At 65.1% G+C, this 23,843-nt stretch carries 20 protein-coding genes; 13 read left to right on the top strand and 7 right to left on the bottom strand.

Annotation, left to right across the window (positions count from 1 at the left end; translation table 11 throughout):
* Window positions 1-95: 95 nt before the first annotated feature.
* The 5 genes from GYA94_RS05800 (at window position 96) to GYA94_RS05780 (ending at window position 6,597) form a co-directional block, all read left to right on the top strand.
* Entirely contained in the window at window positions 96-764 is a 669-nt protein-coding gene (locus GYA94_RS05800; protein ID WP_161891956.1) for an ABC transporter ATP-binding protein, read from the top strand.
* Window positions 761-3,223, top strand: coding sequence for an ABC transporter permease (locus GYA94_RS05795; RefSeq protein ID WP_161891955.1), 2,463 nt, complete (start codon window positions 761-763; stop codon window positions 3,221-3,223). Before GYA94_RS05800 ends, GYA94_RS05795 begins: the two co-directional genes overlap by 4 nt.
* Window positions 3,213-4,268, top strand: a complete 1,056-nt coding sequence (locus tag GYA94_RS05790; RefSeq protein WP_110678455.1) for a lipocalin-like domain-containing protein — start codon at window positions 3,213-3,215, stop codon at window positions 4,266-4,268. The genes GYA94_RS05795 and GYA94_RS05790 overlap by 11 nt, the downstream gene beginning before the upstream one ends.
* 184 nt (window positions 4,269-4,452) lie before the next feature.
* Window positions 4,453-5,685 carry an ethanolamine utilization protein EutH gene (gene eutH, locus GYA94_RS05785; protein WP_161891954.1) on the top strand — a complete coding sequence of 411 codons (1,233 nt, stop codon included), beginning with the start codon at window positions 4,453-4,455 and terminating at the stop codon, window positions 5,683-5,685.
* A gap of 114 nt (window positions 5,686-5,799) precedes the next feature.
* Entirely contained in the window at window positions 5,800-6,597 is a 798-nt protein-coding gene (locus GYA94_RS05780) for a helix-turn-helix domain-containing protein (protein WP_110678451.1), read from the top strand.
* Between the two features lie 90 nt (window positions 6,598-6,687).
* Here the strand turns inward: GYA94_RS05780 and GYA94_RS05775 are convergent, their stop codons facing one another.
* From GYA94_RS05775 to GYA94_RS05765, 3 genes are all read right to left on the bottom strand, one after another.
* Window positions 6,688-7,959, bottom strand: a complete 1,272-nt coding sequence (locus GYA94_RS05775) for a D-arabinono-1,4-lactone oxidase (protein ID WP_110678449.1) — start codon at window positions 7,957-7,959, stop codon at window positions 6,688-6,690.
* A gap of 28 nt (window positions 7,960-7,987) precedes the next feature.
* Complete coding sequence (locus GYA94_RS05770; protein WP_161891953.1) at window positions 7,988-8,755, bottom strand: SDR family NAD(P)-dependent oxidoreductase; 768 nt, start codon at window positions 8,753-8,755, stop codon at window positions 7,988-7,990.
* Window positions 8,756-8,890: 135 nt separating this feature from the next.
* Window positions 8,891-9,763, bottom strand: coding sequence for a LysR family transcriptional regulator (locus GYA94_RS05765; RefSeq protein WP_009686514.1), 873 nt, complete (start codon window positions 9,761-9,763; stop codon window positions 8,891-8,893).
* A gap of 135 nt (window positions 9,764-9,898) precedes the next feature.
* On the opposite strand from GYA94_RS05765, the gene GYA94_RS05760 reads away from it, so the two are divergent.
* The 4 genes from GYA94_RS05760 to GYA94_RS05745 all read left to right on the top strand — a co-directional run bounded on the left by GYA94_RS05760 (window position 9,899) and on the right by GYA94_RS05745 (window position 14,634).
* Window positions 9,899-11,020, top strand: coding sequence for a muconate cycloisomerase family protein (locus GYA94_RS05760; RefSeq protein WP_161891952.1), 1,122 nt, complete (start codon window positions 9,899-9,901; stop codon window positions 11,018-11,020).
* Window positions 11,021-11,111: 91 nt separating this feature from the next.
* Window positions 11,112-11,402, top strand: a complete 291-nt coding sequence (gene catC / locus GYA94_RS05755) for a muconolactone Delta-isomerase (protein ID WP_115293915.1) — start codon at window positions 11,112-11,114, stop codon at window positions 11,400-11,402.
* Between the two features lie 35 nt (window positions 11,403-11,437).
* A complete protein-coding gene (gene catA / locus GYA94_RS05750) occupies window positions 11,438-12,370 on the top strand; it encodes a catechol 1,2-dioxygenase (protein ID WP_110678441.1) in 933 nt (310 codons plus the stop codon).
* Between the two features lie 173 nt (window positions 12,371-12,543).
* Entirely contained in the window at window positions 12,544-14,634 is a 2,091-nt protein-coding gene (locus GYA94_RS05745; protein ID WP_161891951.1) for a putative bifunctional diguanylate cyclase/phosphodiesterase, read from the top strand.
* Here GYA94_RS05745 and GYA94_RS05740 read toward each other — a convergent pair.
* Both GYA94_RS05740 and GYA94_RS05735 read right to left on the bottom strand, forming a co-directional pair.
* Window positions 14,631-14,891, bottom strand: coding sequence for a DUF1652 domain-containing protein (locus tag GYA94_RS05740; protein WP_009686520.1), 261 nt, complete (start codon window positions 14,889-14,891; stop codon window positions 14,631-14,633). The two genes, GYA94_RS05745 and GYA94_RS05740, sit on opposite strands and share 4 nt — an antisense overlap.
* 274 nt (window positions 14,892-15,165) lie before the next feature.
* Window positions 15,166-15,813, bottom strand: coding sequence for a DUF1345 domain-containing protein (locus GYA94_RS05735; protein ID WP_009686521.1), 648 nt, complete (start codon window positions 15,811-15,813; stop codon window positions 15,166-15,168).
* Window positions 15,814-16,017: 204 nt separating this feature from the next.
* On the opposite strand from GYA94_RS05735, the gene pgm reads away from it, so the two are divergent.
* The 4 genes from pgm to GYA94_RS05715 all read left to right on the top strand — a co-directional run bounded on the left by pgm (window position 16,018) and on the right by GYA94_RS05715 (window position 21,658).
* The gene (pgm, locus tag GYA94_RS05730) at window positions 16,018-17,655 is read left to right on the top strand and encodes a phosphoglucomutase (alpha-D-glucose-1,6-bisphosphate-dependent) (protein ID WP_054912736.1); all 1,638 of its coding nucleotides are present in this window, start codon (window positions 16,018-16,020) and stop codon (window positions 17,653-17,655) included.
* A gap of 77 nt (window positions 17,656-17,732) precedes the next feature.
* Complete coding sequence (locus GYA94_RS05725) at window positions 17,733-18,245, top strand: sigma-70 family RNA polymerase sigma factor (RefSeq protein ID WP_161891950.1); 513 nt, start codon at window positions 17,733-17,735, stop codon at window positions 18,243-18,245.
* Window positions 18,242-19,186 carry a FecR domain-containing protein gene (locus GYA94_RS05720; protein WP_161891949.1) on the top strand — a complete coding sequence of 315 codons (945 nt, stop codon included), beginning with the start codon at window positions 18,242-18,244 and terminating at the stop codon, window positions 19,184-19,186. Before GYA94_RS05725 ends, GYA94_RS05720 begins: the two co-directional genes overlap by 4 nt.
* A gap of 66 nt (window positions 19,187-19,252) precedes the next feature.
* The gene (locus GYA94_RS05715) at window positions 19,253-21,658 is read left to right on the top strand and encodes a TonB-dependent receptor (protein ID WP_161891948.1); all 2,406 of its coding nucleotides are present in this window, start codon (window positions 19,253-19,255) and stop codon (window positions 21,656-21,658) included.
* Between the two features lie 170 nt (window positions 21,659-21,828).
* On the opposite strand, the gene GYA94_RS05710 is transcribed toward GYA94_RS05715, so the two are convergent.
* Together GYA94_RS05710 and GYA94_RS05705 are read right to left on the bottom strand one after the other, a co-directional pair.
* Window positions 21,829-22,245, bottom strand: coding sequence for a RidA family protein (locus tag GYA94_RS05710; RefSeq protein ID WP_029887064.1), 417 nt, complete (start codon window positions 22,243-22,245; stop codon window positions 21,829-21,831).
* Window positions 22,245-23,564 (bottom strand): flavin-containing monooxygenase, encoded by a 1,320-nt coding sequence (locus GYA94_RS05705; protein ID WP_054912739.1) that lies wholly within the window; start codon window positions 23,562-23,564, stop codon window positions 22,245-22,247. Before GYA94_RS05705 ends, GYA94_RS05710 begins: the two co-directional genes overlap by 1 nt.
* Window positions 23,565-23,843 lie beyond the last annotated feature (279 nt).

Below are 23,843 nucleotides of genomic sequence, written 5' to 3'. Positions count from 1 at the left end.
AATCGTCTGTGGATCCATTGATGGGCGCGTCTCTCCTATGTGTCCGTGACCTGCTATTACTGGATAGTCACCCGATACCCCAAGGCCCCCCCCCGATGCTGGCCATCGAAAACCTGCACAAATCATTTGCCACCCCCCAAGGGCCGTTGCCGGTGTTGCAGGGCGTCGACCTGTGCCTGCCGCGCGGCAGCAGCCTGGCCTTGATGGGCGAGTCTGGCAGTGGCAAGAGCACCTTGCTGCACCTGGTGGCCGGCCTGGACCGTGCCGACAGCGGGCGCATCCTGATTGACGGCAGTGCCCTGGACAGCCGCTCGGAGGCGTCCCTGGCACTGTGGCGGCGACAGGGGGTTGGCCTGGTGTTCCAGCAGTACAACCTGATCAGCAGCCTGGACGTGGGCAGCAACCTGGCATTCCAGGCCCGGCTGGCCAACCGGCACGACCCCGAATGGGGCGCCCACCTGGCTCAACGCCTGGGCCTGGCTGACCTGCTCGGGCGTTACCCTGAACAACTGTCGGGCGGCCAGCAGCAACGCGTGGCCATCGGCCGCGCATTGGCTGGGCGCCCGGCCTGGTTATTGGCTGACGAACCCACCGGCAGCCTTGACGAAGCCACCAGCGACGAAGTGCTGAGCCTGTTGCTGCAACTGGTCAGCGAGGCTGGCAGTGGCCTGCTGATGGTCACCCATAGCCCCCGGCTGGCGGCGCGGCTGCAGCAACGTTGCTACCTGCAGGGTGGCCGTGTGCGCAGCGGGCAGGGCGCATGAGGCTGCTGTCGCTGGCCCTGTTGGCTTTGCTCAGCCACTGGCGGCGCCACCGCGTGCAGTTTTTCAGCATCTTCACCGGGCTGTGGCTGGCCACGGCGCTATGGACCGGGGTGCAGGCCTTGAACAGCCAGGCACGCAGCGACTACGCCAGGGCCAGTGCGGTACTGGCCGGGCCACTGCAGACGCAACTGCTGCCACGCCACGGCGAACGCTTTGACCAGGCGCTGTACGTGCAACTGCGCAGGCTGGGTTGGGCGGTGTCGCCGGTGCTGGAGGGGCGCCTGCGCCTGCCAGGCGAGCCCGGGCGCAGTGTGCGCCTGATCGGCATCGAGCCATTGAGCCTGCCGGCGGCCAGCAGTATCGCCGGGGTGCAGCCCCAGGCGTTCGACCTGCAGGCGTTCATCGGCGTGCCCGGGCAGGCCTGGGTCGGGCCAGACACCTTGCGCCTGTTGAACATGACCGCAGGGCAGGTGGCCCACGACCGCGATGGGCAACCGCTGCCACCGTTGCTGGTGCAAGCCGAGCTGGCCCCCGGGGTGATCGTGGTCGATATCGGCCACGCGCAGGCCTTGCTGCAGGCACCGCGGCAGTTGTCACGCCTGCTGGTAGCGGCAAGCCCTGGGCCTTTGCCTGCCGACATTGCGGCTGACCTTGTCGTGCAACCCCGGCAGGATGATGGCGGTTTGCAGCGCCTGACCGACAGCTTCCACCTCAACCTCACTGCGCTAGGCCTGTTGGCCTTCGTCGTCGGCCTGTTCATTGCCCATGCCGCGATTGGCCTGGCATTGGAACAGCGGCGCGGGCTGATTCGCAACCTGCGCGCCTGTGGTGTCAGCCTGGCTACCCTGCTGTGTGCCCTGGGGCTGGAGCTGGGGCTGTTCGCAGTGCTTGGCGGGCTGGCCGGGGTAGCCAGTGGCTACGCGGTGGCGGCCTGGTTGCTGCCCGATGTCGCCGCCAGCCTGCGCGGCCTGTATGGCGCGCAGGTCGCAGGCACGCTGAACCTGCCTGCCCAGTGGTGGTTGTGGGGCGTGCTGGTGAGCGTGCTCGGTGCACTGCTGGCCGGGCTGGGCAGCATCCTGCGCGCCGCACGCTTGCCCTTGCTGGCGTTGGCGCAGCCGCAAGCATGGCGCCTGGCACAGGGGCCGTGGCTGAGGCGTCAGGCTTGGGTAGCGGGCCTGTTGCTGGTGCTGGCGTCAGCTTGCGGGGTGTTCGGTGACAGCCTGCCCAGCGCCTTCGGTATGCTGGCGGCGCTGTTGCTGGGGGCGGCTTTAGCGTTGCCAGCCTGGCTCGACAGGGTGCTGGCCTGGTTGGCGCGCCGTTGTCAGCGGCCGTTGGCCCAGTGGTTCGTTGCCGACAGCCGCCAGCAGTTGCCTGCCTTGAGCCTGGCGCTGATGGCCTTGCTGCTGGCGCTGGCTGCCAGCGTGGGCGTGGGCAGCATGACCGAGGGCTTTCGCAAGACCTTTGTTGGCTGGCTGGACCAGCGCTTGTCCGCCGACCTGTACGTGAGCCCAAGCGATACCGCGCAAGGCGTGCAGATAGCCCAGTGGCTGGGGCAGCAACCTGCCGTGCGGGTGGTTCTGCCTGGCTGGCGCGTCGAAACGCAGTTGCAAGGCTGGCCGGTCCAGGTGCAGGGCATTGTCGACCACCCCGTTTATCACAACCGGTGGCCGTTGCTGGAACAGCAGCCGCAGGCCTGGCAGCTATTGGCCCAGGGGCAGGCCGTGATGCTCAGTGAGCAGCTGGCGCGGCGGTTGCGTTTGCACTTGGGGGACCACCTGAAGCTGCCCACGGACCCGTCTCGCCGCCTGCTGGTCGTTGGCCTGTACGCCGACTATGGCAACCCCAAGGGCCAAATGCTGGTGAATGCCCAATCGCTGCGCGCGCATTGGCCGGATGCTGCGTTGACAGGCTTGAGCGTCGACCTGCTCGACCCCCAGGGGGCCGCCTTGGAAGCCGCGTTGCAACAGCGCTTTCACCTCGACGACAGCCGGGTCGTGCAGCAGGCGCAGTTGAAGCATTGGTCGACCGAGGTATTCAACCGCACCTTCGCCGCCACCGCCGCGCTCAACAGCCTGACCCTGGGCGTGGCCGGTGTGGCGCTGTTCATCAACCTGCTGACCTTGGGCCAATCCCGTCTGCGCCAGCTGGCGCCGCTATGGGCCCTGGGGGTACGGCGAACCCAACTGGTGTGGCTGAGCCTTGGCCAGGCACTGCTGCTCAGCAGCCTCACCGTGCTGTTGGCGCTGCCGTTGGGCCTGTTGCTGGCCTGGTGCCTGGTCGCGGTGGTGAATGTTCAGGCATTCGGCTGGCGTTTGCCGCTGCATGTGTTCCCCGCCCAGTTGCTGCAACTGGCCCTGCTGGGCCTGCTCACCAGCCTGTTGGCCAGCGCCTGGCCACTCTGGCAACTGGCCCGGCGTCAGCCGCGCGAACTGTTGAGGCCGTTTGCCGATGAAACGTAAAGCCTGGCTGTTGCTCTGCAGCCTGTTGTGCGGCTGTGATCAGCCGGCACCGCAAAGCTATGCCGGCCTCGGCCAGCCGGCAGGCGGGTTCAGCCAGGTCACCCGCGGCCATCGCCTGGAATTCCCACGGGACCATGCGGCCCACGATGGTTTCCGCATCGAGTGGTGGTACGTCACCGCCAACCTCAAAGACACCCAAGGGCGTGACTGGGGCGCGCAGTGGACGCTGTTCCGCTCGGCCCTGCGCCCCGGCCCGGAGACCGGCGATTGGCAGAGCCCGAACCTGTGGATGGGCCACGCCGCGTTGACCGGCCCCGGCGGCCATCGGTCAGCTGAAACCCTGGCCCGTGGCGGGATTGGCCAGGCGGGTGTGCAGGCCCAGCCGTTTCGGGCGTGGATCGACGATTGGTCGCTGCAGGGGCCGGGCGGTATCGACAACCTGCGCATGACGGCCGCTGGCAAAGGTTTTCGCTACGACCTGCAGTTGCGCAGCGAGCGGCCTCTGGTGCTGCACGGCCAGCAGGGCTACAGCGAAAAGTCGGGCAAGGGCCAGGCTTCTTACTACTACAGCCAGCCGTTCTACCGGGTGCGCGGCGAGGTCGAGCGCGACGGCCTGTGCATCGCGGTGACTGGCCAGGCCTGGCTGGACCGGGAATGGAGCAGCCAGCCGCTGGCTGCCGGGCAAACGGGCTGGGACTGGTTCTCGCTGCACCTGGACAGCGGCGCCAAGCTGATGCTGTTCCAGGTGCGCGAAGCGCACGGGGAGGCGTATCGCGCCGGCACCTGGATCGACCCGCAGGGCCAGGGGCTAGCGCTGCTGCCGGCACAGATCCGCTTGCAGCCGCTGGCCTGGGCCCCACAGGGCAATGGCAAGCAGCTGCCGACCCGATGGCGGGTGCAGGTGCCTGAGCACGGGGTGGATGTGCAGGTCGATGCTGTTCAGCCGCAGGCGTGGATGCAGACGCGCTTCCCGTATTGGGAAGGGCCGGTGCGTTTGAGCGGCAGTGCCGGTGGCCGTGGGTACCTGGAAATGACCGGGTATTAAGCATTTCGAACCGGGCACGGCACTCTCTTTTGCAGGGGCATATACCTCCCGGTATATGGACAGCCCACCCCCCGCCGCTTAGCTTGAATGCTCGACGGGGCACGCCTTGCTCAGCATAAAAACAACGATGCCCCTGTGACCTTTCAGACCTGCCAACCCCACAACTCTAAAAATGAGGCGGCAAATGGAAAGCATCGGTACCTATGTCATCTACGTGATCATGGTGTGTGCGGTACTGGGTGCATTGGCATCCATCTATAACCCCGAAGGCGAGCTGGGCCAGGAGTTCATCGCCGGGCTGCACAGCATCAGCCCGATCTTCATCCCGGTCGCTGGCATCATGGCCGCGATCCCGTACATTTCAGCCGGCATCAGCCAGGTGATCGCGCCGCTGTTCCAGTTGATGGGCGCCGACCCTGGCACCGCGGGGCCTATCTTCATCGCCTCGGACATGGGCGGCTACCAGTTGGCCAAGGCTTTGGCGCAAAGCCCGGAAGGCTGGATCCTCGGCCTGATCACCGGGTTCCAGAGTGGTTCGACGATCATTTTCGTCATCCCGGTCGGGTTGGCCATGCTGCGCAAGGTCGATCACAAGTACATGGCACTGGGCATCATGGCTGGGCTGCTGGCCATTCCCTTGAGCATCATGATCATCGCCATGGCCATGCAGGGACTGGACCTGGGGGTGCGCCCGGATATCGCAACCACCGGTGCCGCCACCCAGGCCTTGCATTTTTCCTGGGCGATGCTGCTGCGCAACCTGATGCCCTTGATCCTGTTCTGCATTGCCCTGGCGGCGGCGCTGCGTTACTGCCCGGCACTGATGGTGTACCTGTTCCTCAAGCTCGGGCAGTTCATGTACATCGCGGTGGTGCTGGTACTGGTGGCGTCGATCGTGCAGTACTTCACCGGGCTGTTCAGCCATGTATTCGGCAGTTGGGGCTTCGCGCCGATCATCGCCGATGCCGATGACCAGTTCCGCGCCCTGGAGATTGCCGGCTACGTCGGCCTGATGCTGTGCGGGGCATTCCCCATGGTGCATTTGCTCAAGCGCTTTCTGGCGCGGCCGATCGAGCGCGTGGCATCGCGCTTCGGCATGTCTGGGGTCGGGGCTGCGGGTGTGCTGGCGGCTTCGGCCAATATCCTCGCCATGTTCCGCCTGGTCAGCGAGATGCCGCCCAAGGACAAGGTGTTGGTGATTGCCTTTTCGGTGTGCGCGGCCTTCACCTTCGGCGACCACATGGCCTTCTCGGCAAACTTCCAGCCCTCGCTGATCCTGCCGCTGATGATTGGCAAGCTCAGTGGCGGCCTGATTGCCATGCTGCTGGCCAGTTGGCTGGCCGTGCCCAAGGCGCAGGAAATGGGGCGCCAGGACGACGCCGCAGGCGCCTTCGCGGTGGCGCCCGAGCCGTCCTGAGCGCAAAGCGTCGTGCATTTGATCCGGAGCGCCCAGGGCGCCCCGGATTTTGTGCTTTTGGCTGGCCAAGGCGGTAAGGTCATGAGGCTTTGGTGCATGAGAGCGTGGTGAACAATGACAAAAGACGAAGCGAACGGGCTGGCTGCGCTGATCGAAGCGATCGGCAGCGAACACTTCGGGCCGGCGCTGGACAAGGTGATAGGCGACAAGCTGGCGTTCGACATGAGCTGCGCGTACCTGTTCCAGTTCAACCAGCCGGCCGTGCTGGTGCATAACGGCTACAACCACAGCGTCAGCGAGCGCACCCTGAACGCCTATGTGCGCGGCGGTTACTTGCTGGACCCGTTTTATGTGGCCTGCGTCAACGAGCACCCAGCCGGGCTGTGGCGCATGAGTGAACTGGCGCCCGACTGCTTCTTCTCTTCAGGTTTCGCCATCTCCCGTGATATCCACCCTTGCGTGGCCTCCGGCTACGGCACGGCAGTGGAAGAGGTGGGGTTCATCATGCCGCTGAAGCCCCAGGTGGCCATGGTCTATTCGCTGATGCGCCATCAGCGCAGTGGGGACTTCAGCGCGGCGGAAATGGCGCTGCTGGCGGACCTGGCGCCATTGCTGGCCGCGCTGTTTGGCCAGCACTGTCGGCTGCGCTTTGCCGAGTGCCTGCGGGCATCGCCGGAAGGCGCCGTGCTGGAGGATGCCTTCGTGGAAATCCTGCAGGGGCAGTTGACCGAGACCCAGCGTTTGATCGCCAAGCTGTTGCTGCAAGGGCACAGCAACGCCTCGATTGCCCGGCAGTTGAATATCTCGGAGGGGACGGTGAAGGTGCACAAGCACAACATCTACCAGCGGCTGGACATTTCCACCAACGCCGAACTGTTTCGCCTGTTCATCGATTATCTGGCCAAGGCATAGCACCGCGTTGCCGGCAGTGGGCCGCTGCGCGGCCCGTACGCGGTGCAAGCCCGCCCCGGCACGTTGCCAGGTGCGCCAGGAGCGGGGTGCTTATTTGAACAGCGGGCTGAGGTGTTCGCTCAGGTAGGTGCCCTGCGGGTCCAACTGCCGGCGCAGCTTGCGGAAGTCCTCGGCACGCGGGTAGATGGCGCTAACATCCTCGCCCGTCAGGAAATGCAACTTGCCCCAATGCGGCCGGGCGCCATACGACCGCAGGATCTGGTCCACCGCGCGCAAGTAGTCCCAGTAATCGGTGCCCGGCTCGCCGGAAACCGAAATGGTCACGCTGTCCTGTTCGAAGAACGGGCTCATCCAGGCGCCGTCACCTGCCGTGAACCGGTACTCGATGGGGTAGATGGCTTGCGGGAAGTCTTCCAGCATCAGCTTGCGCACTGCCCGCAGGGCTTCCTTGCTGTGGCGCAGCGGCACGGCGTACTCCAGTTCATGGAAATTGGGCAGGTACTCGATCGGGTACACATCCGAGCTGTACGCGACCTTCTCGAATGCGCTTTCCCAGGCGGGGCGATCCGTAATGTCCATGACCTTGACTTCGCACACGTCGGTGGTGCGCCCGCTGCTACTGGTGGCCGCGGTGTCGGGCAGGCAATAGCAGTGCCGGCTCTGCTCGGTGGGGCACCAGAAGAAACTGAAATGGCGATGCTTGCGCGCCAGTTCGTCGTGCCTGTCCATCACGCTCTCGAAGTCTTCGCGCCAAATGCGCTCGTGCAGGTTGAAGCTGTCGGTCACCTGCAAGGTCAGTTCGCTGACGATGCCCAGTACACCCAGGGAAACGCGGCCCGCCTGCAGCAGGTCAGGGGTGCTTTCATCGACGACGAGAATGTCGCCGTTGGGCTGCACCAGCTTCATGCCCACTATCGACGAGGCCAGGTTGCCCAGGGTAAGGCCTGTGCCGTGAGTACCGGTGGTGAGTGCCCCGGCAATCGACTGGCTGTCGATGTCGCCCTGGTTGACCATCGACAGGCCAGCCGCCCGCAGGGCCTTGCCGAAGGCATTGATGGTGGTGCCGGCAGCGGCGGTGACGCGCTTTCTGGCGTGGTCGACATGGCGTACGCCGCTCATGTTGGCCAGCGTCAGGTGCAGGCCATTGGTCAGCGCTACCGGGGTGAACGAATGCCCGGAACCGGCCACCCGAACGTTCATGCCGTTGCGGCTGGCCTGGTTGACCAGCGTGCACAGTTCGTCTTCGCTGGCCGGCGCCCCGCGTGCCGCGCGAATGCAGGACTGGTTACCGGCCCAGTTGCGCCAGTGCGCGTGGTCCAGGCCGAATTCGTTGATGTGCATGTTGTTGGAGGAAGTGCTCACGTCATTCTCCTGCTTGGCGTGCTTGAGGTCAGACCGCGGTGTAGCCGTTATCCGCGAACAGGTGCGCGCCGTTGACGAAACTGGCGTCGTCACTGGCCAGGAACAAGGCGGCGCTGGCCACCTCGGCGGGTTGGCACAGGCGCCCCTGGGCGGTCGCGATGGCCTGTTCGCTGACGTCCACACCGTGCTTGCGCAGCATGTCGATTTCCCGCAGGCCGTGGGCTGTGGCAATGAAACCCGGGCAAATGGCATTGGCGCGGATACCGCGGTCACGGAACTCCACGGCAATGGCCCGGGCGAACATATGGGTGGCGCCCTTGCTGGTGCAATACAGGACTTCCATCGGCGTGCCGACCACGGCCGATATGGAGGAGGTACACACGATGCTGCCGCCGCCGGCTGCGAGCATGCCCGGCAGCACCGCACGGGTGACCAGGAACATGCTTTTCACGTTCACGGCCATGATCCGGTCCCATTCTTCTTCGCTGGTGTCGAGGAAGGGGACAGCCGAAAGGATGCCGGCGTGGTTCATCAATACGGTGATGTGGCCGAAGGCTGCCTCCACGGTGGCGACAGCGGCCTTGACTTGCTGTGCGTCCGACACATCGGCTGCGGCGAAAACCGCTTGGTGGCCAGCTTCGCGCAGTTGTCGCGCAACCGCTGCGCCGTCGCTGCCGGGCAGGTCGACAATGCCGACCCGCGCCCCCTCTGCCGCGAACAGTTGCGAGGCGGCCAGCCCGCAGCCACCCGCGCCACCCGTGATCAGCGCTACCTTGCCGTTTAGACGTCCCGCCATGTTCGACTCCCGAAGATCTTTGTTGAAGTGTTTGTTGCCCGGGCGTTTCGCGATTCGCGTGGCCGAGCATGAAACAGATCAAAGGGAACATCCATATACCGATGGGTATACGGGGGCGGGCTGCACGCAGTGGGCTCAGCCAGCCTGTCGTGCGAGCAAGGCCAGGCAACGCTGCACCATCGGGCTGATATCCCCCTGGCGGCGGCTGAGAATGATCGGGCTGACCGCGCTGCTGTCCAGCAGGCCCACGTATTCAATGTCGGTGCGGTGCTGCTGCTGCACCGATGCCGGCACCAGGGTGATACCGACACCTACTGCCACCAGGCCGATCGCTGTCTGCAACTCATTGGCCCACTGGCTGACCCGGATGCTCATGCCGTGCTGGGCAAACAGCGCCAGCACATGGTCGGCATAACTGGGCCGGGGGTTGGCCGGGTAAAGGATGAACGCCTCCGCCGCCAGTTGCGCCAGGCTCAATGGGCTGGCAGACAGCGGGTGGCCCTTGGGTAGCACCGCTACCAGTGGGTCCTCGCACAATACCTGCTGCTCAATGGCCGGGTCGTCGATGCGGATTCGGCCAAAGGCAATGTCGATACGCCCGCTTTTCAGGGCTTGCACCTGCTGCAGCGTGGTCATTTCGCTCAGGCCCAGCTCCAGGTCGCTGTCCTGGCGCAGCTCGCGGATCAAGTCGGGCAGCACGGTGTACAGGGTGGAGGGGGCAAAACCGATGCCCAGCCACTGGCGCTGGCCCTGGCCGATACGCCGGGTGTTGTCGTTGATGCTCTGCAACTGCTGCAGCACGGTGCAGGTTTGCTCATAGAAAAAACGGCCTGCATCGGTCAGCCGCAGCGGGCGTTCGCGCGCGACCAACAGGGTGCCGAGCTCGTCTTCGAGCTGGCTGATCTGCCGGCTCAGCGGTGGCTGGGCAATGTGCAGCAGCTCAGCGGCGCGGGTGAAGTTCAAGGTTTCTGCCAGGACCTTGAAGTAGCGCAGGTGGCGTAGCTCCATCAGACCTCCAGGGTATGGTGAGAGATTCATATGATATTGGACGCTGCGCAGGGTCTCGCGCAATCTTCGCACAAGCAAGCACATGCACCATTCGGGCTGGCCTTCGCCCGCCCGACCTGACGAGACCTGGCAACAATGACAAGCGCGCTGATTGAACGTATCGAGGCAGTCATCGTCGACCTGCCCACCATTCGCCCGCACAAGCTGGCGATGCACACCCTGCAGCAGCAGACCCTGGTGGTATTGCGCGTGCGCTGCAGCGATGGCGTGGAAGGCCTGGGCGAGGCCACCACCATTGGCGGCCTGGCCTATGGCTACGAAAGCCCCGAGGGTATCAAGGCCAACATCGACGCGTACCTGGCCCCGGCGCTGCTCGGCCTGCCGGCAGACAACATCAACGCGGCCATGCTCAAGCTGGACAAATTGGCCAAAGGCAACACCTTTGCCAAGTCCGGGCTCGAAAGCGCGTTGCTCGACGCCCAGGGCAAGCGCCTGGGCCTGCCGGTCAGCGAACTGCTGGGTGGCCGTGTACGCAACAGCCTGGAGGTGGCCTGGACCCTGGCCAGCGGCGACACCGCGCGTGATATCGCCGAAGCCCAGCACATGCTGGAAATACGCCGCCACCGGGTGTTCAAGCTGAAGATCGGTGCCAACCCGGTGGACCAGGACCTCAGGCATGTGGTGGCGATCAAGCGCGAACTGGGCGACAGCGCCAGCGTGCGGGTCGACGTCAACCAGTACTGGGACGAGTCCCAGGCGCTGCGGGCATGCCAGGTGCTGGGCGACAACGGCATCGACCTGATCGAGCAGCCGATTTCGCGCATCAACCGCGCTGGCCAGGTGCGCCTGAACCAGCGCAGCCCGGCCCCGATCATGGCCGATGAGTCGATCGAAAGCGTCGAAGACGCCTTCAGCCTGGCTGCCGACGGCGCCGCCAGCATCTTCGCCTTGAAAATCGCCAAGAACGGTGGCCCCCGCGCTGTGCTGCGCACCGCGCAGATCGCCGAGGCTGCCGGCATCGCCCTGTACGGCGGCACCATGCTGGAAGGCTCGATAGGCACGCTGGCCTCTGCCCATGCCTTCCTCACCCTGCGCCAGCTGACCTGGGGTACCGAATTGTTCGGGCCATTGTTGCTGACCGAGGAAATCGTCAACGAGCCGCCGCAGTATCGCGATTTCCACTTGCACATAGCGCGCACCCCCGGGCTGGGGCTGACCCTGGACGAAACGCGCCTGGCGCGCTTCGCCAGGCGCTGAGCTGCAGGCGCACGCGCATACCACGGCGGGGAGCCCACTTGGGCAAAGCCCTGCCAGCTTTTGAAGCTGACGCAAGAAAGGAGAAACCTGCATGCTGTTCCACGTGAAGATGACGGTGAAACTGCCGGTCGACATGAACCCGGCCACCGCTGCGCAGCTCAAGGCCGATGAAAAGGCGCTGGCCCAGCGGCTGCAGCGCGAAGGCACCTGGCGCCACTTGTGGCGCATTGCCGGGCACTACGCCAACTACAGCGTGTTCGATGTGCCTAGCGTCGAGGCCCTGCACGACACCCTGATGCAGTTGCCGCTGTTCCCGTACATGGACATCGAGATTGACGGCTTGTGCCGGCACCCCTCGTCGGTCCACAGCGACGACCGCTGATTGCTGCTGAACAAGAACAATACGAGGTGAGTACGATGACCGTGAACATTTCCCACACTGCTGACATCCAGGCGTTCTTCGACAAGGTCGCCGGGCTGGACCATGCCGAAGGCAACCCGCGTTTCAAGAAGATCATCCGCCGCGTGCTGCAGGACACTGCACGCCTGATCGAAGACCTGGAGGTCAGCGAGGATGAGTTCTGGCACGCCATCGACTACCTCAACCGCTTGGGCGGCCGTAACGAGGCAGGGCTGTTGGCCGCCGGCCTGGGCATCGAGCACTTCCTCGACTTGCTGCAGGATGCCAAGGATGCCGAGGCCGGCCTGGGCGGGGGCACCCCGCGCACCATCGAAGGGCCGCTGTACGTTGCCGGTGCCCCGCTGGCAGAAGGGGAGGCGCGCATGGATGACGGCACCGACCCCGGGGTGGTGATGTTCCTGCACGGCCAGGTCTTTGCTGCCGACGGCCGGCCGTTGGCGGGCGCGACCGTCGACCTGTGGCACGCCAACACCCAAGGCACGTACTCGTACTTCGATTCGAGCCAGTCTGCGTACAACCTGCGCCGCCGCATCGTCACCGATGCCGAGGGCCGCTACCGGGCGCGCTCGATCGTGCCGTCGGGCTACGGCTGCGACCCACAGGGGCCTACCCAGGAGTGCCTGGACCAGCTCGGTCGTCACGGCCAGCGCCCGGCGCACGTGCACTTCTTCATTTCGGCACCTGGGCACCGGCACCTGACCACCCAGATCAATTTTGCTGGCGACCGGTACCTGTGGGATGACTTCGCTTATGCCACCCGCGACGGGTTGATTGGCGAGCTGCGCTTTGTCGAGGATGCCGCGGCAGCCCATGACCGTGGCGTGCAGGGTGGACGCTTTGCCGAGCTGGCCTTCGACTTCCATCTGCAGGCGGCCACGGCGCCGCAAGCCGAGGAACGCAGCCACCGCCCGCGGGCCTTGCAAGGTTAGCCGCACACACCCGCAAAGCCGGTGCGATCCGACGCGGCACCGGCTCCGTTAGCAAACCCGCCACAGGCTTTTTTGGATCCATTCCCATTCGCAAAAACCCCGTGCGTTTCGCCAAAGCTTGAGTACAATCGTCAGTTTTTTCCGGGACTTCCGTCCCAGTGCTGGAAACCCCCATGCTGACCGGTAGCTACTCCTCTTCGCTGGTGTTGATTTCGCTGTGCGTGGCGATCCTGGCGTCCTATACCGCCCTTGACCTGGCCGGCCGCATCGCCACGGCCAAGGGCCGGGCTGCCCACTTGTGGATGTTCGGTGGCGCACTGGCCATGGGGATGGGCGTCTGGTCCATGCACTTCGTGGGCATGCTCGCCTTCAGCCTGCCCATCGACCTGGGGTATGACCTGGGCCTGACCGCGTTCTCGCTGTTGATCGCCGTGCTTTCATCGGGCTTTGCCTTGTGGCTGGCCAGCCAGCCAAGCCTGCCAGGTCTGCAATTGGCGTTTGGCGCGCTGATCATGGGGGCAGGCATTGCCTGCATGCACTACACCGGCATGGCGGCGATGCGCATGCTGCCAGGCATCGATTATGACCCGACACTGTTCGGCGCCTCGCTGCTGATTGCTGTCGGTGCCTCGGCGGCGGCATTGTGGATCGCCTTCCGCCTGCGTGCGCACACTCCCTATGTGCGGCAGATTCGCGGCCTGGCAGCAGTGGTAATGGGCTTGGCCATCGTGGGCATGCACTACACCGGCATGGCAGCGGCGAACTTCCCGGATGGCAGCTTCTGCGGGGCGCTGGCGGGCGGTGGCCTGCAAGGCGATGGCCTGGTCTACCTGGTGCTCATCACCACCTTGTCAGTGTTGGCGGTAGCCTTGTTGACCTCGGTGCTGGACGCGCGCCTGGAGGTGCGCACCGCAGAGCTGGCCCGTTCGCTGACCTTGGCCAACCAGGAACTGACCCAGCTGGCCCTGCACGACACCCTCACAGACCTGCCCAACCGCACCCTGCTGGCCGACCGCATCGAGCAGGCGATTGCCAGGGTGGCGGAGCAGGGCGGCTGTTTTGCCCTGATGTTTATCGACCTGGACGGTTTCAAACCGGTCAACGATGCGTTTGGCCACCACATTGGCGACCTGCTGCTCAAGGCCGTGGCCGCCCGCCTGCGCGGCCACCTGCACAGCCAGGACACCCTGGCACGGATCGGTGGCGATGAGTTCGTGCTGCTGGTGCAGTTGCAGGAACCCGACGATGCCATGGACGTGGCGGTCAAGCAGGTCAACCTGGTGTCACGGCCATTCCGGGTGGCCGAGCACGACCTGCAGCTGTCGGCCAGCCTGGGTATCGTCCTCTACCCGGGCAATGGCCAGGACCAGCACGAGCTGCTGCGCAATGCCGACGCGGCCATGTACCACGCCAAGAGCGCCGGCAAGAATGGCTACAGGTTCTTCGACGTGTCGATGAACAGCAACGCCCGCCAGCAGTTGCAGCTGCTGCAGGACTTGCGCCAGGCCGTGGCGCAGCGCCAGTTCCGCTTGCACTACCAGCCCAAGTTCGACGCCCAGGCTTGCCAGCCCATCGGTGCCGAAGCCTTGTTGCGCTGGGAGCACCCGCAGCAGGGGTTGCTGATGCCTGACCGCTTCATCGCGCTGGCAGAAAAAACCGGCCTGATCATCCCGATTGGCGAATGGGTGCTCAACGAAGCCTGCCGGCAGATGCGTCTCTGGCTGGACCAAGGCCATCATCAGTGGCGCATGGCGGTCAACCTGTCGGCTATCCAGTTCAGCCATTGCGGGTTGGTCGACAGCGTGGCCCAGGCCTTGCAGCACAATGGCCTGCCAGCCAACTGCCTGACCCTGGAAATTACCGAAACCACCGCCATGCATGACGCCGATGCCAGCCTCACAGTGCTGCAGCGCTTGTCCGACATGGGCGTGGACCTGTCGATTGATGATTTCGGTACCGGTTATTCCAGCCTGATGTACCTCAAGCGCCTGCCCGCCAACGAATTGAAGATCGACCGCGGCTTTGTGCGTGAACTGGAACAGGACAGCGATGACGCCGCGATCGTGTCGGCGATTGTCGCGCTAGGCCAGGCACTGGGGCTGCGAATCGTCGCCGAAGGGGTAGAAACTGACCGGCAGCAGGCGTTTCTGACCCGCCTGGGCTGTGACTCGCTGCAGGGCTACCTGTTGGGGCAACCCGTACCGGCCGAGCAATTTCTGAGCAAGCTGCAAGCGATGGGCCCGGGGGCCCTGGCAGCCGGTTAACCGGCGTCGCGCAAGGTAAAGGCGGGGGCGAAGGCATCCATCTCGGCCTCGACGGCCTCGATGATGCGTTCGACATCGGCGGCGGCCATGATTGCCGCACACGGGATGCCGGCAATCGCCAGCACGGTTTCTCCGGTGGCCCGGTCGAACAACCGCGCGACCATGCTGCGTGGCGCATCCATGCTGGCCTCGAAGCCCAGCGGGTGGAAATGCCAGCGCATCACCTGGCAGGCGTTGGGGAACGTCATCTTGTTCATGCCAGCCTCCTGGTCCGTGCCTGGACGTAGTGGGCGGGTGGCCACATCGATGCGGCCGCCGGGTAAGTAAACATAGCACCTGCAATGCGCGATTCTCAGCGGCGAACATGACAAATGTACTGTTGCATGACCACGGTCACACCTGTGGTCCCGCCGGTGCAATGCCAAAGCCCTCGGGGCAAACGTTTTCGCCTGCTGGATGCACGCCCCGGCGCACCTTTTATGCGGGTTGCACTGTCGGCCCTGGCCCCAGGCTTTCAGACGAACGGCGTGCTCAACCCAGCAAACCGGCCGCGATGTTGATGGTGAACCCCAGGATTGCCGTGTTGAACACGAACCCCACCAATGAATGCGCCAGCACTACCCGGCGCAAGCCACGCCCGGCCACCCCCACGTCGGAGGTCTGCACGGCCACGCTGATGGTGAACGAGAAGTAGTGGAAGTCCCAGTAGTCGGGGTTGCGTTCGCCATCGGCAAATCGCAGGGGGGGTTCATGCTGCCGCCCGGTGTAGAACAACCGCGCATAGTGCAGGCTGAAGATGCAACCGATCATCAACCAGGACCCCGCCACCGTCAGGCCGGTGTACAGGTAGTGCAGGGCCTGGGCGCTGCCCTGCAGGCCGCGGCTGGACACCAGTTGCAGCGTCACTGCGGCCAGGCTGGCGATGGCGGCAATGCACACCGTCAGCAGCACCAGGCCGGCATTTTCATCTTCGATGCGGGCCACCTGGCGGACTTTCTCCGGGTTGGCGCTGCAGCTCAGGTACAGCACCAGCAGCAGATACAGCCAGACCCCCAGGTTCCAGCCAGCGAGGATATGCTGCACGCTGTCGCCAGCGGGTATCAGCCAGCCGCCCAGCAGGCCGACCACGGCGGCGATGCTCAGGCGGGGGTGTGTACGGGTCAGGCGGTGGAAAGCCATGGAGCCTCTTTCTCGATCGATATGGCTATCACTCTAGCCTGTCGTGGCCAACCCGGTGGCAGGTCACCGGGCGCTTCAGGCCGGCAGCGGCAGGGTGGCCTGCGGCAACGCCGGTGTTGTTTGCTGGCGCCCATCGCACACCCTTGCAACTCTCAGTACACTGCACGTTCCAACACCAACATCTGTTGAACTCGAGGTTTTTGCATGAAGCTCAGTCCTTTGGCAGGCAAGCCGGCACCAGCCAGCGTGCTGGTCGATATTCCCCGGCTGCTCACCGCCTACTACACCGGCCGCCCAGACGCCGCCGTGGCGGCCCAGCGGGTGGCCTTCGGCACCTCGGGGCACCGTGGCACTTCGCTTGAATTGAGTTTCAACGAGTACCACGTCCTGGCCATCACCCAGGCGATCTGCCTGTACCGCCAGGAAAAAGGCATCGATGGCCCGCTGTTCATCGGCGCCGACACTCACGCCCTGTCGGCCCCAGCCGCCGCCAGCGCCCTGGAAGTGCTGGCCGCCAACGGCGTGCAGGTCATGCTGTCCAAGGATGACGAATACACGCCAACCCCGGCCGTGTCGCACGCCATCCTCTGCCATAACCGTGGCCGTACCCAGGGCCTGGCCGACGGCATCGTCATCACCCCGTCGCACAACCCGCCGCAAAGCGGTGGCTTCAAGTACAACCCGCCCAATGGCGGCCCGGCCGACAGCGACGTGACCAAGTGGATCGAAGCCAAGGCCAACGACTTGCTGGCGGCCAACCTGGCCGGCGTCAAGCGCATGGACCATGCCCAGGCCCTGCAGGCGGCCACCACCCAGCGCCATGACTACGTCAGCCACTATGTGGCCGACCTGGAAAACGTCATCGACTTCGACGTCATCCGTGCTGCCAAGCTGCGCCTGGGCGTAGACCCCCTGGGTGGGGCAGGGGTGCGTTACTGGTCGGCGATCGCCAAGCATTACCAACTCGACCTGGAAGTGGTGAATACCGAGGTCGACCCGACCTTCCGCTTCATGACCGTCGACTGGGATGGCCAGATCCGCATGGACCCATCCTCGCCGTATGCGATGCAGGGCCTGATCGGCCTGCGCGACCGCTTCGACGTGGCGTTCGCCTGCGACCCGGACCACGATCGCCATGGCATCGTCACGGCCGATGGCCTGCTGCAGCCGAACAACTACCTGGCCGTGGCCATCGATTACCTGTACCGCCATCGCCCGCAATGGCGCAGCGATGCTGCCGTGGGCAAGACCGTGGTGTCCAGCGGCCTGATCGATCGGGTTACCCAGCGCCTGGGCCGCGAGCTGTATGAAGTGCCGGTGGGCTTCAAGTTCTTTGCCCAAGGCCTGTTCGACGGCACACTCGGTTTTGGTGGCGAAGAAAGTGCAGGGGCATCGTTCCTGCGCCGCGATGGCTCGGTGTGGGCCACCGACAAGGACGGCCTGATCCCCGCCCTGCTGGCCGCCGAGATGACCGCCCGTACCGGGCGCAACCCGAGCCAGGCCTATGCCGACCTGACCGAGGCACTGGGCAAACCCTATGCCACCCGCGTCGAGGCCAAGGCCGATGCGCGGCAGAAGGCGCTGCTGAGCAAGCTGGCACCGGAGCAGGTGAAGTCCACCGAGCTGGCCGGTGAGCCGATCGTGCAGATTCTCAGCCACGCCCCGGGTAATGGCCAGGCGATTGGCGGGCTGAAGGTGATGACTGCCAACGGTTGGTTCGCCGCACGCCCGTCAGGCACCGAAGACATCTACAAGATCTACGCAGAAAGCTTCATCGACGAGGCCCACCTGCAGCGCCTGGTGCAGGAAGCGCAGGTGCTGGTGGACGCTGCCATCGCCTGACCGGCAACAAAGCACTTGGAACTGCGGCGCGATGTAAATTAGAATTAATCCTATTTACGCCGCCGCAGGGCCTTCCCATGATCGACGCCGCGCCGCCACAAGAGCCTAGCCTGCCTGCCCTGTACCGGGAGCATCGCAGCTGGCTGGAAAGCTGGCTGCGCCGGCGCATCGGCAATGCCTGGGATGCCGCCGACCTCAGCCAGGATACGTTCCTGCGGGTGCTGGCCAGTGCTCAGCCGCTGGCAGACATCCGCGAGCCACGCGCCTACCTGCTTACCGTGGGCAAGCGCCTGCTCAGCAACTTCCACCAGCGCCGCAGCCTGGAGCAGGCCTACATGGATGCCTTGGCGCAGTTGCCTGAACAGCATGTACCGTCGCCCGAGCAGCGCTGGATCGTGCTGGAAACCCTGCAAGCACTGGATGAACTGCTTGACGGCCTGAAGCCGCCGGTGCGCAGGGCGTTTCTCTGGAGCCAGCTGGAAGGCCTGGGCTATGCCGAAATCGGCAAGCGGCTGGGTGTGTGCGAGCGCTCGGTCAAACGTTACATGGCGCAGGCTTACGAGCATTGCCTGTTGGCCGATCTGCAATGACCCAACCTAGCGCCGAAACCCGCGAGGCCGTGCGTGCCGCTGCCCGTTGGCTGGCACTGCTGGATTCCGGCGCCGCCAGCGACAAGGACCTGCAGCGGCTCGCGCAATGGCGCGCCAGCAGCAGCCTGCATGAGCAGGCGTGGCACAAGGCAGCCTTGTTGCGCGCGCGCTTCTCCGGGCTGCCAGGGGCGTTGGCAATGGCCACGCTGGACCGCCCGGATGCCGGCCGACGGGCGCTGCTCAAGCGCGCCCTGGGCGTGGCGGCGGTGCTGCCGGCGGCGTGGCTGGCAAGCCGTGAGCTGCCCTTGGATGCCTGGGCGGCCGACCTGCGTACCGCGGTGGGGGAGCAGCGCCAGGTGCTGTTGAGCGACGGGACCTTCCTGCAGTTGAATACCGACAGCGCGGTCGATCTCGACCTGGGTGCACGGCGCCTGACCTTGCTGCGCGGGGAGGTTGCCGTAAAGGTGCCTGCGCATCTGCAACTGGCCTTGCACGTGCCCGAGGGCCAGGTGCTGCTAGGCGATGCCGAGGTGTGCTTGCGCCTGTTGGGCGACGCCTGCCGGGTGTCGGTGCTCAACGGCATGGCCCAGCTTCAGCCGGCCCGCGGCCCGGCACGCACGCTGCTGGCAGGGCAGCAGGCCAGCTTGCAGGCAACTGGCGTCGGCGCGGTCAGCGGGCTGGACCCTTGGCGGCTGGGCTGGCGCGAAGGGGTGCTGCGGCTGGACGACCGGCCGCTGGGCGAACTGTTGCACGAGCTGCGTCGCTACCGCCCCGGGGTGCTGCGCTGGGCGCCCGCGCTGGAGCGGCTGCGCGTCACCGGCACGTTCCGCCTTGACGACACCGACCGGGTGCTGGCCTTGCTGGCTGCAAGCCTGCCGTTGCAGGTGCAGTCACGCACCCGTTACTGGGTCAGTTTGTCTGCGCGAGAAAATCGTGCATGAGGCTGTCCCCTTTTTTTCACTCGCCGGTCATTACCGGTAGGAGAAAATAAAGGGGAGCCTTGTTCAATGCCAGCAGTAAAGTCTTGCCGCCTGCGCCCACTGGCGCGCGCCGCGCATCCGTTGTTCGCCATGAGCCTGTTGCTGTGTTCACCGGCCTGGGCCGATGAGCCCGTGCGCCGCACTTACCAGGTAGCGCCCGCCAGCCTGGGGGCCGCGTTGACCCGCTTCGCCGACCAGGCGGGCGTCAGCCTTTCGCTGGACCCGGCACTGGTGCAAGGCCGGCAGAGCGCTGGCCTGTCTGGCGCCTACAGTGTTGACGAAGGGTTTGCCCAATTGCTGCGTGGCAGCGGCCTGCAATGGCTCCCGGTGGGTGAAGGGGCCTTCACCCTGGTGCCGGCCCCCCAGGCCGGTAGCGCCCTGGAAATCGCCCCTACCCGTATCGTCGGCGGGCTGGTCGCCCCTGGCCAATCGCAGCCCTACGCGGGCGGCCAGGTGGCACGCCAGGGCGCACAAGGCCTGCTCGGCTCGCGGGACTTCATGGAAACCCCCTTCAGCATCACCAGTTACACCAGCGAGGTGGTCAAGAACCAGCAGGCCCGCACCCTGGGCGAGCTGATTGCCAGCGACCCCTCGGTACGCGCCACCAACCCCGCCGGCGGGCGCTTCGAACAATTCACCATTCGCGGCTTCAGCCTGTTCAATAGTGATGTCGCCTACAACGGCTTGTACGGGATCTTGCCGACCTATTCGATCGACATGGAAATGGCCGAGCGGGTCGATATCATCAAAGGCCCCAGCCAGTTGCTCAACGGCATATCGCCCCGGGGCAGCGTAGGCGGTGGCATCAACGTGCAACCCAAGCGCGCTGGCGACAAGCCGATTACCACGTTCACCGGCAGCTATGCCTCCGACAGCCAGGTGGGGGGTGCCGTGGATATCGGCCGGCGCTTTGGCGAAGGTGACCAGTTCGGTGTGCGCTTCAACGGCGTCAAGCAAGCCGGCGATACTGCATGGGACCACCAGTCTGTCGATCGCCAGATGGCGGTGCTGGGCCTGGATTTTCGCGGCGAGCGCCTGCGCCTGTCGGCCGACCTGGGCCACACCGAGCGCGATACCGATGCGCCGCAGGAGCGTGTGCTGATCGGCGCCAACGCCAAGGTGCCGGATGCCGATGACGTGCGCCACAACTATGCCCAGGCCTGGAGCAAGGCGCGCACCAATGACACCTTTGGCGCACTGAATGCCGAATACGATATCAGTGATTCGCTGCTGGCCTACGGTGCGGTCGGCGCGCGCAAGAGCAACCATGACTTCCTGCGCCACAACGTGTCGGTCATCAATGACGCCGGCGATTTCAGTGTGCAGCCCCGCGACTTTACCCGCGATGAATCTGTGCGTACCGCCATGGCTGGCCTGCGCAAGTGGTTGCAGACCGGGCCGGTCAGCCACGAACTGAACCTGGCCGCCAGCTATTACTACATGGACTTCACCAACGGCGGCGCCCGTTATGCCGCCGCACCCAGCAACCTCTACCACCCGGTGGCCACACCCACGCCGGGCACACCCACCCGCTTCGATTCGAAGGTCTACACGGAAAACCGCTTCTCCGGCGTGGCCCTGGCCGACACCCTGGGCTTTTTCGACGACCGCCTTCTGCTGACCCTGGGCGCGCGCTGGCAGCGGGTGCAAGTGGATGACTGGAGTGATGGCGTCAAAGGCGACACCGCCTATGACGAAGAAAAGGTCTCGCCCTCTGGCGGGGTGCTGCTCAAGGTCACCGAGCAGTTGTCGCTGTACGCCAATTACATGGAAGGCCTGAGCCAAGGCAAGATCGCCCCGTCGACCTCGGTCAACGAAGACCAGATATTTCCGCCATTCACCAGCCGCCAGGTCGAGGTCGGGGCCAAGTATGACTTTGGCCAGGTGGCCTTCACCGCCAGCGCGTTCCGCATTCGCCAGCCGGCCTACGAAACCAACCCGGCTTCGCGGGTGTTCGGCCCCAATGGCAAGCGTGACAACCGCGGCATCGAGCTGAGTGTGTTCGGTGAGCCTGTGCAGGGTGTGCGGGTACTGGGTGGGGTGATGTACATCGACAGCGAGCTGACCGACACGGTCGATGGCGCCTACGACGGCAACCGCGCCCCGGCCACGCCGGAGTACAACGTGAACCTGGGGGGCGAGTGGGACGTGCCGGGGGTCAAAGGCTTGACCCTGACGGCACGCGGTATCCACTCCAGCTCGCAGTACCTGGACCAGAACAACAGCAAGAAGATCGATGGCTGGGAGCGCTATGACCTGGGGGCGCGCTACGCGTTCAAGGTGGATGAGACCGAGGTCACATTGCGTGCCAGTGTCGAGAACGTGCTGGATGACCGCTACTGGAGCTCGGCAGGGGCCTCGGATGACAGCGAGCCGGGCCTGACCCTGTCGACCCCACGCACCTATCTGCTGTCTGCCACGGTCGGCTTCTAAGCCTTGCACGCTCCCCTGTAGGAGCGGCCTTGTGTCGCGATGGGGCGCGAAGCGGCCCTAAATTTCCAGCTTCGCCGCAACTTCAGCTTCGCCGCAAAAAAACGGGGCCGCTTCGCGCCCCATCGCGACACAAGGCCGCTCCTACAGGGCAAGCGCCTGGCAATTGCCGGTCACGCCTGGTCCGGCACCACGGCGATCACGTCGATCTCCATCAGCCATTCGGCCTGGGCCAGGCCGGCCACTACCAGGCCGGTGGAAATCGGGAACACGCCCTTGAGCCATTTGCCCACTTCCTTGTACACCGGCTCGCGGAAACGTGGGTCGGTGATGTAGGTGGTGGTCTTGACGATATGCGACAGGTCCGAGCCGGCTTCTTCGAGCAGTTGCTTGACGTTCTTCATCGCCTGTTCGGCCTGCGCCCGCGGGTCACCCAGGCCCACCAGCCTGCCTTCGAAGTCGGTGCCGACCTGGCCACGCACATAAATGGTGTTACCGGCCCGCACCGCCTGGCACAGGTCGTTGTCCAGGGTCTGGTTGGGGTAGGTGGCCTTGGTGTTGAACATGCGGATGCGGGTATGGGTAGGCATCAGTGGGCTCCGAGGGTGCTGACGTTGCTGAATGTGGCGGGTTGCTGCCGGTCGGCCGCGCGCTGGTCGCGGTCGCGGTAGGCGCTGTAGGTGCGTTGCGTGGCAATGTGGCCGGCGACGTGTTTGGCGTCGTGCCATACGCCCCAGATGAACGACGAGCCACGGCGCGACAGCCACGGCAGGCCAAGGAAATACACACCTGGTTCGCGAGCGACACCGCGCTGATGCTGGGGCTTGCCATTGGCGTCGAAGGTGTCCACCTGCAGCCAACTGAAGTCCACGCCGTAGCCGGTGGCCCAGATGATGCTGCGGACACCGGCCTTGGCCAGGTCCAGCTGCTGCAGTGGGTCGAGCATGCAGGCCGGGTCGGCCAGGCGCCGGCGCGCTTCAGGCTCTTGCGGCAGGTCGAGGCCGTTGCGCTCCACATAGGCATCGGCGGCGTCCAGCAAGGCCAGGTAGTTCTCATCGCCCCGCGTGATGTTCTCGACCAGGTTGTCCTGGAAGTGCGCCACGCCGTTTTCGAACGACCGGGTCAGGCCAACCAGGGTCATGCCCTGGTGGGCGAGGGCACGGAAGTCGACCGTATGGCCCCCACGGGCGCCGCTCACGGCAATGGTCACGTGCTCGCGGCCAGGCTTGGCAATCTCTGCGTCCCATTCACCCAATACGCCAAGCCACCAGCAGAAGTCGCGGTTGCGGTAAGCCCGTGGCGGGCGATCGTGAGCGCCGACCGACAGGTACACCTGACGGCCGGCACGCATCAGCTCTTCGGCGATCTGCACGCCGGACGAGCCTGCACCCACCACCAGCACTGCACCTTCGGGCAGTTGTTCGGGGTTGAAGTAGGCGGCCGAGTGGATCTGGTGCAGGTTGGCGTCTTTTGGCGCAATCGCCGGTATCACCGGCTTCTGGAACGGGCCGGTCGCCGCCACCACGCGGTTGGCGCGGATCACGCCTTCATTGGTTTCGATGGTGAAGCCAGGGCGGTCGCTGTTGCGCTGTACTTTCTTCACTTCGATGCCGGTGCGCACCGGCAGGTTGAACTTGCGTACGTACTGTTCGAAGTAGTCGGCCACCTGGTCTTTGCCGGCGAAGGCGTCGGCATCGAGGTTGAATTCCAGCCCCGGGAAGCGGTCGTGCCAGGCCGGCCCATTGGCCACCAGCGAATCCCAGCGGCCGCTGCGCCAGGCCTCGGCAATGCGGTTGCGCTCCAGCACCAGGTGCGGCACGCCCAGCTTGCTCAGGTGTTCGCTCATGGCCACGCCAGCCTGGCCGGCGCCGACCACGAGGGTGTCGATTTCGAAGTTGTTCAGTGTCATGTCCGAGCCCTTGTTCAGGCGGTTTTTGTCAGGTCGGTTTGGGGACCGCCGTTGCCTGGGGCCAGACTAGGGATGCTGCGCAAATGGCGAAAATAGTATTTAGCTGGGGCTTGCCGATAAAACGGCGAAGGCCCCGGATCTTGTGAACGCAACTGTCGTGTTGGAACGTTGAAAGCTCGCGCACTCGCTGTGGGAGCGGGCATGCCCGCGAACACCGGCAAAGCCGGTGCCAGACACCGCGTCGCCTGCTTCGCGGGCTTGCCCGCTCCCAGGTGTGAG

Source organism: Pseudomonas juntendi, from assembly GCF_009932375.1.
In the GTDB taxonomy this organism is placed as follows: Bacteria; Pseudomonadota; Gammaproteobacteria; order Pseudomonadales; family Pseudomonadaceae; genus Aquipseudomonas; species Aquipseudomonas juntendi.
This window is presented reverse-complemented; position numbering and strand designations above follow the sequence as displayed.

Coding starts and splice junctions, on each gene's coding strand:
- GYA94_RS05740 (WP_009686520.1), bottom strand. CDS start 14,891: ATGAACAAGATGACGTTCCCCAACGCCTGCCAGGTGATGCGCTGGCAT.
- GYA94_RS05770 (WP_161891953.1), bottom strand. CDS start 8,755: ATGGCGGGACGTCTAAACGGCAAGGTAGCGCTGATCACGGGTGGCGCG.
- GYA94_RS05725 (WP_161891950.1), top strand. CDS start 17,733: ATGATCGACGCCGCGCCGCCACAAGAGCCTAGCCTGCCTGCCCTGTAC.
- GYA94_RS05720 (WP_161891949.1), top strand. CDS start 18,242: ATGACCCAACCTAGCGCCGAAACCCGCGAGGCCGTGCGTGCCGCTGCC.
- pgm (WP_054912736.1), top strand. CDS start 16,018: ATGAAGCTCAGTCCTTTGGCAGGCAAGCCGGCACCAGCCAGCGTGCTG.
- GYA94_RS05745 (WP_161891951.1), top strand. CDS start 12,544: ATGCTGACCGGTAGCTACTCCTCTTCGCTGGTGTTGATTTCGCTGTGC.
- catC (WP_115293915.1), top strand. CDS start 11,112: ATGCTGTTCCACGTGAAGATGACGGTGAAACTGCCGGTCGACATGAAC.
- GYA94_RS05790 (WP_110678455.1), top strand. CDS start 3,213: ATGAAACGTAAAGCCTGGCTGTTGCTCTGCAGCCTGTTGTGCGGCTGT.
- GYA94_RS05705 (WP_054912739.1), bottom strand. CDS start 23,564: ATGACACTGAACAACTTCGAAATCGACACCCTCGTGGTCGGCGCCGGC.
- GYA94_RS05795 (WP_161891955.1), top strand. CDS start 761: ATGAGGCTGCTGTCGCTGGCCCTGTTGGCTTTGCTCAGCCACTGGCGG.
- GYA94_RS05765 (WP_009686514.1), bottom strand. CDS start 9,763: ATGGAGCTACGCCACCTGCGCTACTTCAAGGTCCTGGCAGAAACCTTG.
- GYA94_RS05780 (WP_110678451.1), top strand. CDS start 5,800: ATGACAAAAGACGAAGCGAACGGGCTGGCTGCGCTGATCGAAGCGATC.
- GYA94_RS05710 (WP_029887064.1), bottom strand. CDS start 22,245: ATGCCTACCCATACCCGCATCCGCATGTTCAACACCAAGGCCACCTAC.
- GYA94_RS05715 (WP_161891948.1), top strand. CDS start 19,253: ATGCCAGCAGTAAAGTCTTGCCGCCTGCGCCCACTGGCGCGCGCCGCG.
- GYA94_RS05800 (WP_161891956.1), top strand. CDS start 96: ATGCTGGCCATCGAAAACCTGCACAAATCATTTGCCACCCCCCAAGGG.
- catA (WP_110678441.1), top strand. CDS start 11,438: ATGACCGTGAACATTTCCCACACTGCTGACATCCAGGCGTTCTTCGAC.
- GYA94_RS05760 (WP_161891952.1), top strand. CDS start 9,899: ATGACAAGCGCGCTGATTGAACGTATCGAGGCAGTCATCGTCGACCTG.
- eutH (WP_161891954.1), top strand. CDS start 4,453: ATGGAAAGCATCGGTACCTATGTCATCTACGTGATCATGGTGTGTGCG.
- GYA94_RS05735 (WP_009686521.1), bottom strand. CDS start 15,813: ATGGCTTTCCACCGCCTGACCCGTACACACCCCCGCCTGAGCATCGCC.